This window comes from Shewanella sp. GD03713, from assembly GCF_029843705.1.
Taxonomy (GTDB): Bacteria; Pseudomonadota; Gammaproteobacteria; order Enterobacterales; family Shewanellaceae; genus Shewanella.
Genome location: NZ_JAOCIW010000001.1, coordinates 4676743 through 4693497 on the forward strand (window position 1 = coordinate 4676743; position 16755 = coordinate 4693497).

Consider the following 16755-nt stretch of genomic DNA (forward strand, 5'->3'; position numbering starts at 1 on the left):
TAGGCAGTTAACTTCCTTAAGTTTCCAATGAAGATTGCATCATGAAGATTTCAACGCTGTCACTCTCAGCTTCGGCGCTGTTGTTATTGCTTGCTGGACTATTAGCAGCCGTGGTGCTGTGGAGCAGCGATCAAAGACAACAGATTGAGCAACAAACTCAAGTACTTCAAGGCCTACAACAGGATTTTCTCGTAGGAGTACGCCGCGATCTCGATGGCTATTTAGCCAGTGGTAACGCGACCCAACTCGAAGAAGCCAAAGCCAAACTGAGCAAGATTAAAACTGAGCTCAGCGAGCTCAACCTCGCCGCAGCGGGCAGTGCCGATGAGGAATTACAAACTGGCCTTAGCCAATTCATTCAAGACTTAGACACTAAATACCGCGCCGCAGGCAAACTCGCGGGCAACCCAAGACAACTGCTGGCCCACGCCGAATCTGAAATGCTCGACTATAACCGCAGGCTTGGCAGTTACGCCGACAAAGGTTTAGCGGTTAATGCCACTGTGGCCGAACAATATCTGCAATTAAGCCGTGACTTACCCAGCATTGTTTATCAATTATCACAGCTTACCGATGGCTATCTCATCGATAAAAATCAGCAACTTAAAAATATTCTCGACAGTACCAGCAAGGAGCTAAACCAGTGGCGTGACCGACTGAACGCCCTGCCGTTAATCGGCGTATACGAGCAGCAGGAAGCCGATGAATTTGCCCTCGGCGCGAGTGAACCAGAACAGATTGAAGTGGGTGAAAATGATCGCAGCGAGCTGTTAAGCCTTGCCAACCGATACAATAAAGAAGTCGCCAACACCCACCAACTGCTGCAAGCCAATCAGGAGATGCAAGAGCAGTTAATTCAAGCCATTAGCAGAGTTGAACAGCAGCTTATCGCCCTCGGTGAGGCGCAAGCCGCCAAAAACCAACAGCTCAAATATGAGTTACAAGTCATTCTTTATGCGATGGTTTCGATTATGGCGCTGTTTGCTATCGGCTACTTAATCCTGCAACAGAACCGTGTGGTTAAGCCCCTTAAACGCCTCAATCAAGCCTTTATGCAATTAAGCGAGTCCAACAGTCGTGAACGCTTAGACATCAATCGCCGCTGCGAAACCGGCCAAATTGCAGGCCATTTCAATCAATTACTGCACAGATTCGAGCAAGAAGACGAACTCCAGCGCCAACAAATGACTAAGGTTTCTCAATCCTTGAGTCAGTTGGTAGCGCGCATCACTCAACTGTCGCAGCACACCGAACACACTCAGACCATAGTTGCCGACACTCAGTCGCAAACCGAGCATATCCGCAGCCTCGCCAATGAGGTCAGCCACACCTCGGCCCTAGTTGAACAAAGCGCGGCCGAAACCATGCGCCAAATGCAGTCGAGCCAAACCGAGGCCGAAGCCGTGCTGAGTGCTACAGAACAAACTCAAACGGCGGTTGGCCTTTGCCATGCCTCGCTCGAAAGCCTGAATAACTCAGTGGCAGATGTTGCTAAAATCATTGATGTCATTGGCAATATTGCCGAGCAAACCAATCTGTTGGCACTTAATGCCGCCATCGAAGCCGCCCGTGCGGGTGAGCAAGGTCGCGGTTTTGCCGTGGTCGCCGATGAGGTTCGAAGCCTAAGTCAACGCACTCAGGTGTCGTTAAATGAAATCGTGAAGATCCTGCATCAACTCACCCAATCTAACCTCGCACTCGGCGAGAGTGTCGATGGCATTGCCCAAGCGACCGATAGCCAAAAACAACGGGCACAGAGCCTATGGCATGTGGCACAAACCGTACAAAATCAAGCGAGTGAAATGGCCAATACCGCCAAACAAGGCTCACTCAACGCCAAGGAACAGGTCGATTACCTCGATGAATTTGTCCGCAGCATGGATAACCTAAAAGACCAAGCGCAAACCAGTTCGCAGCAGAGCGAAGTGATAGCCCAAGAAGTGCAGCAAAGCGTGGAAGATATTGAGACCAGCCTAGGCATAGCCGACACCAACACAGTATCTGCCCGAGCGGCTTAAGCTTGATGCCAATAAAAATGGGAGCCTAGGCTCCCATTTTGTTTTTTAATCAGGCATTAAAGTGCCGCTAATACCACTTCTGCTTTACTCACTTCAAATGACTTAGGTGCTTCTACATTCAGTAAAGTCACCACGCCGTTATCGATGATCATCGCATAACGTTGTGAACGTACACCACCAAAGCCAGCGGTATCCATTTCGAGTCCGAGCGCTTTAGTAAAGCTGGCATCGCCATCGGCAAGCATCAGTAACTCAGACGCATTTTGCGCTTCGCCCCAAGCTTTCATCACAAAGGCATCGTTTACCGATACACAGGCAATTAAATCAACGCCTTTAGCTTTAAATTGATCGGCCAGCACCACATAACCTGGCAAATGCGCTTCAGAACAGGTTGGTGTGAAAGCACCAGGCACTGCAAATAACACCACTTTTTTACCCGCGAACAGCTCGGTAACTTGATGATTTACCATGCCATCTTTAGTCAGTTGGCTTAGCGTAGCCGCTGGTAATGTTTGACCTTGAGCAATCATGTCTCTCTTCCTTTAGTTAACGTAACTTGCCCATACTAGCCCGAATCGGAAATGATAAACACAGAGAGAAAAAGGGGATTTGTAGCCAAGGGAGCAAATTGCCGATAAATCGCAAGGTTGCTTTTGTTACCCGCATTGCGAAATAAAAAAGCAGCGTATCGATAGATATGCTGCTTTTAGTATTAGCCACGCTGTTTACTCTAAATAGGCGCTGACTTGGTAAAACCCTGATGGCTTACAAAAGAGTTTATTTCAGGGTATTAAACCCATTTTTCACGCTTGCGTAGTGCAGCGAACAACCCAAGGCCAAGCAAGGCAAAGATAGACAATGCACCGCCACTTTCTTCCACCACAATCACTTCGTCAACACGGTCACGGTCGCTACTTTCCAGCGGCAAGGCATATAAGCCATCGGTGTCATCGGCGCTAATGGTGGCGACAATATCGCTATAACCAACCTCGTAGACATCGATTAATACATCGTAGTGATCCGTTTGATAGCCAGTGTAGAGGGTGGTCAGTACTTCGTAATCGTCCTGCGTTGAGTCACCGTAAATGGTAAACACGTCCGTGGTGTAGTAATGCACCCAAGGACCACCGTTACGGCTGAGGTATAACTCGGCAAACAGGTCGGCGCGCTCATTAAGATATGAGCCAAACACATCCACATCGAAGGTCACGCTGAAGGTTTGATAAAACCCATCGTAATCAAAGTCTTCAAACAAACGGCTGCTGGCATCAAAAATCGCAAAGCTGTGATACACGGGGGCGCGATAGGGATCTTCACTGGTCGCACTCGAGCTTGGGATAGGCTGACTCGTATGCTTAGCAATCACTTGTTCGCGGGTCATGGGGGTTGCGCCCATCAATTGCACACGATGAGCACTCGGACTCTTTGGCGACAACGACGGTGCTAAAGATTTAACTGCTGCTACAGCGGCTTCACCCACGCTTTGAGCGGGCGCCGACTGCTGCAATAGGCTTAGGGCTTGTTTTTCTTGCTCTGCGGCCTGCTCGGCATCAGCTTTTTTTGCCATCCCAATACTGGCCGCGCTAAAGGGGGCCAAGTTTGACTCATCGAAGGACTCTGCGCTCACCATGGTCGGCGCCAGTAATGCCCCTGCCAATACCATTGCCTTCACAAAGGCTGTGTGAGTTGTGCTAACGATACCTGATTGATTGAGTGTGCTCATCTTGAATACCCCATTGGATAATCCGTTCAAATTGGTGACATTAGAGGGCACTCAAGGTGAACATAAGCTGAACATTAAAAACCGTGATTTTTGGGGTAAAAAAGCCGTTCAGCCTCAATTCATCTGTTTTGGTTAACACTGCTAATATGTCACAGGATATGACTCCTGTTCTGTAAAGAGGTTCGATGGGGATTAACTCGATAAAATCCAACGAATCGCAGTGAATTTTAAAGGAATTGTGTTTACCAATTGGCTGATCTCTATGTGTTTGTTATGGTGATAAGGTATTCTTAGTCGACTCGATAAGCTATCCACCTAGCTACTCACTTAAGATCGCCGAACATGCGCGGGTAACAGATATGAAACTTGGTTTGACACTGACCCTAGTCGCTTGCTTATGCACCTCCTTTGGCAGCATGGCGGGCAATGATAAACACGATGAGCGTAATCAATCGCGCGGCCAAGGTGTGAAGAATGAACAGCGCCGCCTTGTGGTCAACAGTCCAGATCAAGCCGTGGCGATGGCGCAACGTCAATATCGAGGAAAAGTGCTCAGCGTGCAGTCGAGTGGCTCAGGCTATAGAGTCAAAATCCTCAATAACGATGGCCAAGTTTTTTCTGTTTCGGTGGATGCCGCCACTGGGCGTGTTTCGAGGAATTAATATGCGACTCTTACTCGTTGAAGACGATTTAGCGCTTCAAGCCAACTTAAAACAGCACTTGCTCGATGCTCACTACAGCATAGATGTCGCCAGCGACGGTGAAGAAGGTCTGTATCAAGCCATTGAATATAATTATGATGCCGCGATTATCGATGTCGGTTTACCTAAACTCGACGGCATAAGCCTTATTCGCCGCGTGCGCCAAAAAGAGCGCGCGTTCCCTATCCTGATTTTAACCGCGCGGGATAGCTGGCAGGATAAAGTCGAGGGCCTCGATGCGGGTGCCGACGACTATCTCACTAAGCCCTTCCATCCCGAGGAATTAGTGGCTCGGCTCAAAGCCTTGATCCGCCGCTCGGCTGGTAAAGCCAGCCCAGTGATTACTAACGGTCCCTTTAGCTTAAATACCAGTAGCTTAGAAGTGCGCAAAGGAGATGAACTCGTCACTCTAAGCGGCTCTGAATACAAGCTATTTGAGATTTTTATGCTGCATCAGGGCGAAGTGAAATCGAAAACTGCGCTCACCGAACATATCTACGATCAGGATTTTGACCTCGACTCTAACGTTATCGAAGTCTTTATCCGCCGTTTACGCAAAAAACTCGACCCAGATAACCAATACAATCTGATCGAAACCCTGCGCGGCCAAGGCTATCGTTTAAGAGTCATCTCCCCAGATGAGTAAGCGTGCGCTTGCCTGGCAGTTATTAAACTCCCTCAAAACTCGGCTCGTCCTCAGTGCGCCGCTGTTTATTTTGGTGCTGCTGCCGCTGATTGGGGTCGCCCTCAATGACGCCTTTGCCGAGCAAGTAAAAAGCGCCGCTAAAAACGAGCTAAGTGCCTATGTGTATTCGGTGTTAGCGGTGACTGAGGTTGAAAACAAACGGATTTTTATCCCCGAATTAGTGCTCGAAAACCGCTTTAACCTCATTCAATCAGGCCTCTATGCCATTGCCACCACAGAGAATGCCGAGCATCAGCAGAGCATAGTCTGGCATTCGCAGTCTTTTATGGGCATCACGCCGCCGGCGCAGTTCACGATTCCGCCGACGGGCAAGAGTGCCTTCGATCAAATCGACCTCGCTGGCGCGCCGCATCTTATCTACAGCTTTAGCGTGAGCTTTGCCAGCCTGAATGAAAACGTGCCAGTAACTATCCATATCATTAAGGATGAATTGGAGTTTCAACAGCAAATCTCCCAATTTAATCAACAGCTTTGGACTTGGTTGCTGATATTGATCTTAGTGATGCTGGTGTTTCAGTTAAGTTGGTTGATTTGGACCATTAGGCCGCTGGCGCGCTTTACCCAAGAACTGCACGATGTCGAGCAAGGTAAATCGACCCAGCTCAGTAGCCAGTATCCAAGTGAGCTGCAGGAAGTCGCGCGGCAATTGAATATCCTGCTCAACACCGAGCAGACCCAGCGTAAACGTTATCGCAATGCCCTTGCGGATTTGGCCCATAGCCTGAAAACCCCGTTGGCGGTAATTAAGAGTCAGGCGGACTTAAGCGAAGCCTCAAGCGAGCAAGTGTCGAATATCAGTCGTATCATCAGCCACCAGCTTAAACGCGCCCAAACGGCGGCGGCCGCTTCCTGGCATTTAGGCATTAAGGTGGAGGATGTCGCCGCCAAACTGCTGCGAACCTTAGCCAAGATTTATCGTGAGCCGCAGATAGATCTCAGCGGCGATCTGGCACCGCATGCCGTATTTAAGGGCGATGAGGCCGATCTGACCGAAATTTTAGGTAACTTGCTCGATAACGCCTGCAAGGCCGCTAAGTCGCAGGTCAAATTAACCGTCACAGGCGACGCCTATCAGCTCCAACTTTGTATCGAAGACGACGGCCCGGGGATCAGCGAAGCCCTGCAAACTCAAATATTTGAGCGTGGGATCCGCGCCGACTCTTATCACCAAGGCAACGGCATAGGTTTAGCCATAGTGCGCGATCTAGTGGATAGCTATAATGGCCGCATTTCCGTATCCCGTTCAGAAAACTTAGGCGGCGCCAAGTTTACGGTTAACTTCACCCACTCGGCTTAAGCGTTTATTTCATCAAGATAACTAGGGCGTGTTGACGTTTCGAGATTAGATTTTGTTCGTTCTGGTAAGCACGTGCTCGCGAAACGAGGAATGATGTGTAGTTATTCTACTCAAATGACGAGTGACAAAGAGCAAGGGCTTGCCAGACGAACCCTTCGGGCAGCATTTGGCTGACTTTTCTGCCGCGTTATCGTCCGTTTATGTAGAATAACTACACTGCACGGACTTTGCCTTGCATAAAAGCCAGCCACATTGCTGCAAAAATAACCCTGAAACGTCAACACGCCCTAATGAGTTAGCTAAAACTTGTGCTGCTTTAGGCATTTTTACCACACAAAATACTTTCAGCTTATGTTCATATTCACGCGCCTATGATGCCAATAACATCCTCAAATAGGATTATTGGAGCGAACCATGAACAGATTACATCGATGGAAATGGCTGGTGTTATCGGCGGCATTAGTTGCCCTGCCGTTCACTGCGCCAACTCAAGCCGCAGGCGTATCAGTCAGCCAAGGTTCAAGTGCTTCACTGAGCCAAGCCGAACTCGAACAGATGCTTGCGCCCATTGCACTCTACCCCGATAGTTTATTGAGCCATATTTTGATCGCCTCCACCTATCCACTCGAAGTGGTACAGGCGCAGCGTTGGTTAGAGGATAACCCTAAGTTATCGACCGACGAGGTGATGTCTCGCACCGAAGACAAGGACTGGGATCCGAGTGTTAAAGCCCTTATGGCTTTCCCTAACGTCTTAGAGAAAATGAGCGAAGACTTAGATTGGACCCAGAAACTCGGCGAAGCCTTTTTAGCCGATGAAGGCCAAGTGATGGATGGCATTCAATCGCTCAGACAACAAGCGGATAAAGCCAACAGCTTGGCCAATATGGACAACATGGCGGTGACCCGTGCGAACAACCAGATCATCATAGAACCCGCAAGGCGCGAAGTAGTGTATGTGCCCTACTATGATCCCCGCGTGGTTTATGGCACTTGGCGCTGGGGCGTGGCCTACCCCCCTGTTTATTGGGAGTTTGGTGGCTATGTGGGCTACCCTTACCGCCCAAGTCATAGTTACTTTTACTGGTCACCCGGGATCCATATTTCCTTTAACTACTTCTTTAGCTCGTTCCATTGGCACAGCCACAGAGTCGTCGTTGTCGATCACCGTCACTCCCACCATTATCGCCCAAGGGAGCGATACTCAGTCAGCTACGGTGCTCAACCTTGGAAACATAAACCCGAGCATAGACGCGGCGTGGTTTACCACAATCCTGTGGTGAAAGAGCGCTACTACGGCGATAGTAAGTTCCGTGGCCGAGATTCCCACTCCAGTGGCAGTGGTCAGCACTTTACCAGCCAATATGCCAAATCGAGGGAACACCAAGACGCACGTTATAACCGCGACAACAAAGGCTATGACAAGCGCCAAGATAAGGACAGAAGCAACAACTTAAGCCGCGACAATCACTACAGCCGCGCGCGTACGCCTAGCTTCCAAAATACTCAGGCCGAGTTAAAAGAGCGCCGCGTGGCACCGACAAACTCGGCGCAAACCAAAAGAGAAGGTTACCAGAAAGAGCGTAACGACAATTACCGTCAGGATAATCAAGTAAGACAAGCGCAGGCAAAAGCAACGAGGGAACAAACCAAGGACAGTCCACAGCGCCAGTATCAGACTCGAGAGCAGCAACCGCGCAGCTTTGAGCCACGTACTCAGCCACAGAGACCGGAAGCTCGCCCCGAAGTAAGACGCGCCGAACCGCAACGTATGGAGCAGCCCCGTCAAGCGCCGCCCAGACAGCGGGAAGAGAATCGAGTCAGACAGAATGATTCACGCCAAAATATGCAGATGGCCCGCAGCCCTGAGCATAGCCAAGGCAGATCGGCACAGAGCCAAGAGCGCCGCCACAGGGAATAATCTCAACCAATAAAAAGAGCGCGAATATTCGCGCTCTTTCTTTATGTTCAAATAGCTAAAACTTGAGGGTCAAGGACTGGCCTTCACCCATGCCCTGCCATTCGATGGTCAGCTCCATTATCTCATTGATAATATGTTCAAAGTCCGCTTGAGACACCTCGGGCAGCGCCAGTTTACGGTTGCTGCAGCTCTGCTCTAGCAGGTATAAAAACCCGGCATAGGTCGGCGCATCGGCTGACCACAGCAAAGATTGCAGGGATTCGACAATCGACTCGGTTTGCCAAATTAAGGTTTTATCCGCGACGGCTAAGGAGGCTTCATTGTGCTCAAGGGAGAAGCTGATATCGGCGCCTGCGCGCACTTGGGCGAAAAATGCGCCCTGAATATGCAGTCGTTTTTCAACGACATAATGGATCATGTCATGGGGAGCTATGCCCTGCTCGGGCATTTGTGTTTGGGTTGCGCTGCCATCCATGCGCACGCAACGTAATTGTCCATAACGCTTCGAACCTTTGGTGAAGATAACTTGCATAAAGCCGTCCTTAGTTTATCCATCTTTCCATCGCCGGATTTAGCCAAGTATAGTTCTAAATGGATAAAAAACGGCTTAAAAATTGCGCTCGATAAAACGCGAACAGTCTTCGGCCGCCAAGGGTTTACTGAAGTAATAACCCTGCACTAAATCGCAGCCCATGCCCGATAACAGCACCAGTTGCGCCTCATTCTCGACCCCTTCGGCCACGACGGTCAGCCCCAACTCATGTGCCATTGAAATCGTTGCCGCGCTAATGGCCGCATCGTTCGGATCGCTCTCGATATCCTTCACAAAAGAGCGGTCTAACTTGAGTCTGTCTAAGGGCAATAACTTCAAGTAAGAGAGTGACGAGTAGCCCGTGCCAAAGTCATCAATCGCCAATTCGATCCCATGCTGGCGCAACTCGGCCAGTAACTTGGCATTTTGCTCGGGATACTGCATGGCCACGCTCTCGGTGATTTCAAGCTCGAGCGCCCCTTTGGGCAACTTATGCTTGGCAAGCACGTTGATGATATCGACAACGATAGTGTCCTTACGCAATTGATGGGCCGAGAGATTGACCGCCATCCGCAGCCCTTTGGCGCCCTTCTCACGCCACTCGGCTAGCTGGGACAACGCCTGCTCTAGCACCCATTGGCCGATGGGGATGATCATATCGATCTCTTCGGCGATAGGGATAAAGCGATCGGGAGCCACCAAGCCCAATTCGGGGTGTTGCCAACGGATCAGCGCCTCGACGCCGACCATTTGTCCGGTGTTGATATCGATTTGTGGCTGATAGTGCAGCCGCAACTCATCACGGGCAATAGCCTGCCTGAGTCCGGTTTCGATTTGTTGACGCTCGGTCACTAAGGTGTTCATGGCGGCGGTGAAAAACTGATAGTTGTTGCGCCCCGCCGCTTTGGCGCGGTACATGGCCATATCGGCATTTTTCATGAGCGCCTCAACACTGTCACCATCGGTTGGGAACAGGCTAATGCCTATGCTGGGTGATGAATGCAGCGGCTTGTTATCTATGGTATAGGTTTGATTCAAACCACTGCGTAGGGCTTCTGCCGCCTTAGCCACCTCGTCATGGTCCGTATCGGACAACACCACCACGAACTCATCGCCGCCTAAACGTGCGACGATATCATCGCTGCTCACAATACTCTTCAGCCGCCGCGCCACTTCGAGCAGCAGCATATCGCCGACATGGTGCCCCAAGGTGTCGTTGATATTTTTGAAGTGATCCATATCGATAAACATCACGGCAATCTGGGTCTGACTGACAAAGGCTTCTTTGAAAACCGTCTCTAACCGCGATTGCAGACTCAAGCGGTTCGGCAGCAGAGTCAAAGAGTCGTGGTGCGCGAGGAAGTGAATGCGCTCCTCATTGACTTTGCGTTCGCTGATATCGGTAAAACTACCGATGTAATGGCTGACAGACCCCGTCTCATCCCGCACGACAGACATCATCAACCATTTAGGGAAATCAAATCCCTCCTTGTGTCTGTCCCACACCTCACCCTGCCAGAATCCGGTCTGATCGAGGGCGGCGCGCACTCTAGCATCATTGCTACGGTCGGTCCGCTCAGCTTCAAGGAAGCGGCAGTTTTTGCCGATGATCTCATCTCGGGTGTATCCGGTAATTTGGGTGAAGGCGCTATTCACATCCACGATAATGTCATTCGCGTCCATGATGGTGATACCTTCGCCGCTTTGCTGGAATACCTGAGCCAGCAGGTTAACCCTAGCCACGGTGCGTTCCTGCTCGGTAATGTCCTCCACAATAAACAGGATAAGTTGCTCGCCATTGGCCGCAGTGACCAAGGAGCCATTTAACCTCACGGCCACCATTTGCCCGCCCTTATGGCGATAATGCTTCTGGTAGGGGCCGTAACGGCGAGTCTGCTTAAGGCGTTCGAGCTGCTCGGTTTCACTCACCCGATAACGAATGGGCGTAAGCTCCCAAGGATCGAGTGTCTGCAACTCTTCGAGGGTATAACCGGTAATATCCATAAAGGCTTGGTTGATGGCGACAAACTGCCCGTCCTCTAGCCGTTTTAAGGCGTGGCCCACGGGCGCCTTATCGAACAGGGTGCGATACCTTTGCTCACTCTCGATCAAGGTCGCTTGGAAAGTCTGGCTACGGGCGATCTCCTTCGAGAGTGCCATGGTTTTTTCCGCCACCTTTTCGGCGATGCGGTGCCGCTCCCCGGAAGACACTAAGGTCATACCGCCGACAACCGCGCAGGTGATAAACGCCAGCAGTAGCATCAGCAGCGACAGACTAAAGGTGTCGCCCATCAGTTCGGAATAGGACTCGTAGATAACGATATGCCAATGCCTATCAGCCAGCATTAAGTTGGCCTGATAATACTGGCCCATCTTGTCGCTTTGTATGTTCCCCTGAAACTGGGGGAAGGTCTTCTGGCTATTGGCGTAGAGTAAGGCTCCGCCAGCACTCATGTCTGTGAGTCGCCAGTGCAAGCCTTTGACCTGCTCCACCGCATTGATAATCGATTGCAGGTCGATCACCGCCGAGCAAAAGCCCTCGATATTCCCTAAACGGTCGAAGACGGGGGCAATAAACAGCGTCCCGCCCGGCCCATTGGGATCCTCCGCCAATTGAATTTTTCCGGTCATCACTGGTGACAGTGTGGCGCGGACTTTGGCAATCGCCGCCGCCCTTGTCGGTTCGCCATTAAGGTCAATACCCAAGGCAGCACGGCTGGTGTTTATCGGTTGCACAAACTTAATCGGCACTAACCAACCGTCGGGATTGGGTCGCCCATTGGCTAAGTATCGAATGCGGTATGATTCGCCAATCTCGGCGCTGGTGGCGGCCTCGAAACTGTCTTTATCGGTCGCGGCAATCAGTGGTGACCAAGCCCAAGCCCGAAACCCATCTAATTGCAGTTGGTTGCGCTTACCAAACTGGATAAATTCATCCTGAGACACCTGCTCGCTATTATCGAATAAACTCGCAAGCGCAATCACTTGCTGTAGATTCGACACCTGAAAACTTTCAACATTGCTGATAATGGCATTAGACTGAATTTGAAATTTATCCTGCAGCTGTTGTCGCTGGTTCATATCCGAGTAGTAATAAATGCCGACACAGAATAAAAAGCCGACCAACAGTGGTAACCCAGTCTGAATCCGCCTTGAGCGCCAAATGGAGCGCTGATCGAAGATCAACATCGTCAGCGGAATAAAGATTACCGCTCCGAGTAAGTCCCCAAGCCACCAATTGATCGTACTGCCAAAGACATCCTTGATGGGAATCGTGCCATGGGCGGCCAAGGCGGCATTACCAAAGAGAGTAGCAATCATGCAGGTTAACGAGAGGCTGAGGCAGGACTTAATGACAGTGTTGGGTCTATCTAAGGTCACTAAGGGGTCGATACGGCGGATAACATTGGCAGAAACATAGGCCTGTAAACTCGATGCGGATGCAATCACTAAGGGCAGCCAACCGAGATGGATCTCACCACCGATATTGATGTTAATCAGCCAAGAGCCGACCAAGATACCAAACCAAGGCGAATACTTGCTCCATATCAGGCAGGAGGCAATGGCAATGCCCGCCGCAGGCCAAATGGCAGCCGAATAACCGGGAGGTAAGGCAATCAACAAACCGATTTTGCCAACGACAAAGTAAGCCAAGGCAACGAGTAGATTGACCTTAAGGTAGTGAGCAAATGCTTTGATATCCAATCCCTTTTTATTACTAAGCCGCAACTCAGATAGGCCACATAATGCCTTAATCTACAAATCAATCTCAAGCTTAGTAAAAGCTAATAATAAATTCAGTCGCCAATCGCCAGCGTAAACGCCTCATTAACGGTCGGTTTGCTATGGCGAAATCTGCTAGACTCACGCCAACTCTTAAGCGCAGCCAAAGGATGGGCATTAACGAGTGAGGAGGTTAACCCGCATCAATGCGGTAAAAATAATTCCGTGAAAAGGGGCGAAAGCGCAGCGAGTTTAGGTGATTTTTCCAGCTCAAATTGTTTACATTTAACCCAAGGCGTTTTCTGACGCAGCTCACATTAACCCTATTTTTTGCGAGTGTAATGAGTATAAATCCAGTTAATTTTGTTAATTATTTGTTTTATTTTGGTTTTAATTAAGGTTTTTTTAATGCAAAAGCCGTTTTGAGCCTGGGATCTACTTTCAATCAATCCCCGCTTCTTGTTATCCTCCCGCCCGCACAAAAAAGTTGCAGCTTGAATTTTTATTCAGCCAACAATTTCCTCTCGTTCAGCCGGACCTGTTAATTGAAATTCGCACTCAGCCAATTTATCGCTGAAGGATTGAATCTCGTAGCGAGGTTCTCCCACTTCAGTATGACAAACTTAGCCCTGATCTTCGGGTTACTGTTTGTGCTGCCCGCTGCTGACTTAGTGTCGGTGATGGTCGGTGGCTGTATCGATATTGGTGAGTTAATCACCTTGAGCGATGGATTTTTAATCGAGTTTTTCGGCGCCACGCTGCTGAGCATATTACTGCTCAACCCCCAGATTATTAAGCAATTGTGGAATCTGTTCGACAATGGCTTCAAGTTTTTCAACAGCTTAGATTTAACTAATGCTGCCCTGTTTTTAGCACCCCCAAGGCTAAAATCCCTCGAGCACCTTGCGCACGGTTGTCGCGCCCCACCATTGTAACTCTCTGTTTTAAAATTCAAATTTAGCATTAAGCGCTGAAAGTCGATCCTCAATCTTGCATTGGGGTGGCAGGCATTTTTTGTGCCGCGCTCGAGCCACTTTCGGATTTGCCTTCGGATAACGCCGCTCAATGCTACTGCCAATCTCTCTGGGCAGAGTTGTAAACCTTAGGGTTAGAGGAATCTTCCTTTGTTAATTCGAAATTTAAGTAAAGTAGCATTCGCGGCGATAGCCCTGATGCTCGCAGGCTGTGATGGCGGCGTATTGGATCCCAAGGGCCAGATCGGTGTCGATGAAAAGCACCTGATCATCATCGCTACCCTACTCATGCTGATTGTGGTTATCCCCGTGATCTTCATGACTTTGTTCTTCGCATGGAAATACCGCGATGGCCGAGATCATGAGGTTTACGCCCCAAAATGGTCCCATTCAAGCGCGATTGAAACCGTGGTTTGGATTGTGCCTATTGTGATCGTATTGATTTTGGGCGTGATCACTTGGGGTTCAACCCATGATCTCGACCCTTACAAACCACTCGAACACGAGGCCAAGCCAATTACGGTTGAAGTGGTTTCTATGGACTGGAAATGGTTGTTTATCTATCCAGAACAAGGTGTTGCATCGGTAAACGAACTGGCTTTCCCAGCGAACGTACCAGTGAACTTTAAGATCACCTCTGATACCGCAATGAACTCTTTCTTTATCCCGCAGTTAGGTAGCCAAATCTACTCAATGGCAGGGATGACGACTAAGTTGCACCTGATTGCCAACGAACCCGGTACCTATGACGGTATTTCCGCTAACTATAGCGGCGCAGGTTTTGCGGGCATGAAGTTTAAAGCCATTGCCACGCCAACGGCGGCCGACTTCGATGCTTGGGTAGCCAAGGCAAAACAACAGGCGACTAAGACCTTAGACTCTGCGACTTACCAAGCCTTAGCACAGAAGAGTGAAAACAATCCTGTTGAATACTTTGGCTCAGTTAGTCACGGCATGTTCGATCAAATCGTTATGCAATACATGCACATGGACTCAAACGAGCAAATGGCAGGCCATGAAGGTATGGAACACATGAGTGCCGACCACAATATGGCTGGCATGCACCACGATATGGCGCATATGGCGAGCGAACAGAAGATGGCCGACATGGAAAGCTCAACCCATTCTGACACTTCATCAACAGAACACTCATCCACTCACCAAGTGGAGGCGGAGTAATCATGTCTTTTCTCGGTAAATTAAGCTTAGATGCGATCCCGTATCATGAGCCTATCATCATGGTGACCCTTGCGGTTGTTGCCGTGATAGGCCTGTACGTCGCAGCCTTGATCACTAAACACAAAAAATGGGGCGTGCTTTGGCACGACTGGTTAACCTCGGTTGACCATAAACGCCTCGGTATCATGTACATAGTGCTTGCCTTCATCATGTTGATCCGCGGTTTCTCCGACGCCATCATGATGCGTACCCAACAGGCACTGGCCACCAATGGCGCCGCAGGTTATCTGCCGCCAGAACATTACGACCAAATCTTCACTGCCCACGGCGTGATCATGATTATCTTTATGGCGATGCCATTTATGATCGGTCTAATGAACTTAGTGCTGCCACTGCAAATCGGTGCCCGCGACGTTGCCTTCCCCTTCTTGAACAACCTCAGCTTCTGGTTAACCGCATCTGGTGCCGTGCTGATCAATATTTCATTAGGTTTAGGTGAATTCGCCCGTACCGGTTGGGTGGCTTATCCGCCTTTGTCTGAGCTGGCTTACAGTCCGGGTGTCGGGGTCGATTACTATATCTGGGCGCTACAGATTTCGGGGATAGGGACAACCTTAACTGGGGTCAACTTTATCGCGACTGTGCTTAAGATGCGCGCTCCAGGCATGAAGCTGATGCAAATGCCAATCTTCACTTGGACTTGTACTTGGGCCAACATCCTGATCGTGGCTTCGTTCCCGATCCTGACCGCGGTTTTAGCACTGTTAACACTCGATCGCTACATGGGTTTCCACTTCTTCACCAATGATGGTGGTGGTAACGCCATGATGTATATCAACCTGTTCTGGGCTTGGGGTCACCCTGAAGTGTACATCCTGATTTTACCTGCGTTCGGTATCTTCTCGGATGTGATTTCAACCTTTACCTCTAAGCGTCTGTTCGGCTATTCCTCAATGGTATGGGCCAGTGGCGCGATTTCGATCCTCGGTTTTATCGTGTGGTTACACCACTTCTTTACCATGGGCTCTAGCGCCAACGTCAACGCCTTCTTCGGCGTGATGACCATGGTGATTGCGGTCCCAACTGGGGTAAAACTGTTTAACTGGTTGTTCACTATTTACCGCGGCCGCTTGCGCTTAACTGTACCAGTGCTGTGGACCTTAGGCTTTATGGTGACTTTCACCATTGGTGGTATGACGGGCGTATTATTGGCCGTACCTGGCGCCGACTACGTACTGCACAACAGCTTGTTCCTGATCGCTCACTTCCATAACACCATTATCGGTGGTGCCGTGTTCGGTTACTTAGCTGGTTTTGCTTACTGGTTCCCGAAAGCGACGGGTTTCCACTTAAATGAGCGTTTAGGTAAAGCGTCATTCTGGTGCTGGCAGATTGGTTTCTATGTGGCCTTTATGCCGCTGTATGTACTCGGTTTTATGGGTATGACTCGCCGTATCAACTACATTGATAACCCAGCATGGAACATGTGGATCTATATCGCTGCCGTGGGTGCTTGCATCATCATGGTCGGTATCATTCTGCAATTCGTGCAACTGTACGTGAGTATCCGTGACCGCGACCAAAACCGTGACACCACGGGCGACCCATGGAATGGCCACACGCTGGAATGGTCAACCGCATCACCACCACAGTTCTACAACTTTGCTAAGTTGCCACAAGTGTCTGATATCGATGCCTTTACCGATGCCAAAGAAAAAGGCACAGCGTATCAACGCCTCAAACACTATCAGCCAATCCATATGCCGAAAAATACCCCAAGCGGTATCTTAATGGCGCTGGGCATTACTGCCGCTGGTTTTGCTGCGATTTGGCACATTCTGTGGCTCGCGATTGTGGGCATGGTGGGCGCGTTTATCGTGTTCTTATTCCGTGCTTATAACAACGATGTCGACTATTACGTTCAACCCGATGAAGTGGCACGCATTGAAAATGCTCACTTAAACAATGTAGTAAGGGGCTGA

12 protein-coding genes are annotated in these 16755 nt (G+C 49.8%); 8 read left to right on the forward strand and 4 right to left on the reverse strand.

The window, feature by feature from the left end:
• Positions 1-41 precede the first annotated feature (41 nt).
• The gene (locus N5E87_RS20445) at positions 42-2018 is read left to right on the forward strand and encodes a methyl-accepting chemotaxis protein (RefSeq protein WP_086902461.1); all 1977 of its coding nucleotides are present in this window, start codon (positions 42-44) and stop codon (positions 2016-2018) included.
• 56 nt (positions 2019-2074) lie between these two features.
• Here the strand turns inward: N5E87_RS20445 and N5E87_RS20450 are convergent, their stop codons facing one another.
• Positions 2075-2548, reverse strand: coding sequence for a peroxiredoxin (locus tag N5E87_RS20450; protein WP_011624535.1), 474 nt, complete (start codon positions 2546-2548; stop codon positions 2075-2077).
• Between the two features lie 260 nt (positions 2549-2808).
• Positions 2809-3741 (reverse strand): choice-of-anchor H family protein, encoded by a 933-nt coding sequence (locus N5E87_RS20455; protein WP_086902462.1) that lies wholly within the window; start codon positions 3739-3741, stop codon positions 2809-2811.
• Between the two features lie 359 nt (positions 3742-4100).
• Between N5E87_RS20455 and N5E87_RS20460 the strand changes: the two genes are divergently transcribed.
• The 4 genes from N5E87_RS20460 (at position 4101) to N5E87_RS20475 (ending at position 8365) form a co-directional block, all read left to right on the forward strand.
• Positions 4101-4403, forward strand: a complete 303-nt coding sequence (locus N5E87_RS20460) for a PepSY domain-containing protein (protein WP_086902463.1) — start codon at positions 4101-4103, stop codon at positions 4401-4403.
• Position 4404: 1 nt separating this feature from the next.
• Positions 4405-5088, forward strand: coding sequence for a response regulator transcription factor (locus N5E87_RS20465; RefSeq protein ID WP_011627620.1), 684 nt, complete (start codon positions 4405-4407; stop codon positions 5086-5088).
• Positions 5081-6445 (forward strand): ATP-binding protein, encoded by a 1365-nt coding sequence (locus N5E87_RS20470; RefSeq protein WP_086902464.1) that lies wholly within the window; start codon positions 5081-5083, stop codon positions 6443-6445. The genes N5E87_RS20465 and N5E87_RS20470 overlap by 8 nt, the downstream gene beginning before the upstream one ends.
• 414 nt (positions 6446-6859) lie before the next feature.
• Positions 6860-8365 carry a DUF3300 domain-containing protein gene (locus N5E87_RS20475; RefSeq protein WP_279775815.1) on the forward strand — a complete coding sequence of 502 codons (1506 nt, stop codon included), beginning with the start codon at positions 6860-6862 and terminating at the stop codon, positions 8363-8365.
• A gap of 55 nt (positions 8366-8420) precedes the next feature.
• Here N5E87_RS20475 and N5E87_RS20480 read toward each other — a convergent pair whose 3' ends face one another.
• Positions 8421-8897: a cytoplasmic protein gene (locus N5E87_RS20480; RefSeq protein WP_086902466.1), complete on the reverse strand. Its 477-nt coding sequence runs from the start codon at positions 8895-8897 to the stop codon at positions 8421-8423.
• A gap of 75 nt (positions 8898-8972) precedes the next feature.
• Entirely contained in the window at positions 8973-12602 is a 3630-nt protein-coding gene (locus N5E87_RS20485) for an EAL domain-containing protein (RefSeq protein WP_279775816.1), read from the reverse strand.
• A gap of 632 nt (positions 12603-13234) precedes the next feature.
• Here N5E87_RS20485 and N5E87_RS20490 point away from each other — a divergent pair.
• The 3 genes from N5E87_RS20490 (at position 13235) to cyoB (ending at position 16755) form a co-directional block, all read left to right on the forward strand.
• Positions 13235-13555 (forward strand): hypothetical protein, encoded by a 321-nt coding sequence (locus N5E87_RS20490; protein ID WP_023266127.1) that lies wholly within the window; start codon positions 13235-13237, stop codon positions 13553-13555.
• Between the two features lie 189 nt (positions 13556-13744).
• The gene (gene cyoA / locus N5E87_RS20495; protein WP_279775817.1) at positions 13745-14773 is read left to right on the forward strand and encodes a ubiquinol oxidase subunit II; all 1029 of its coding nucleotides are present in this window, start codon (positions 13745-13747) and stop codon (positions 14771-14773) included.
• Positions 14774-14775: 2 nt separating this feature from the next.
• Positions 14776-16755, forward strand: a complete 1980-nt coding sequence (gene cyoB, locus N5E87_RS20500) for a cytochrome o ubiquinol oxidase subunit I (RefSeq protein ID WP_279775818.1) — start codon at positions 14776-14778, stop codon at positions 16753-16755.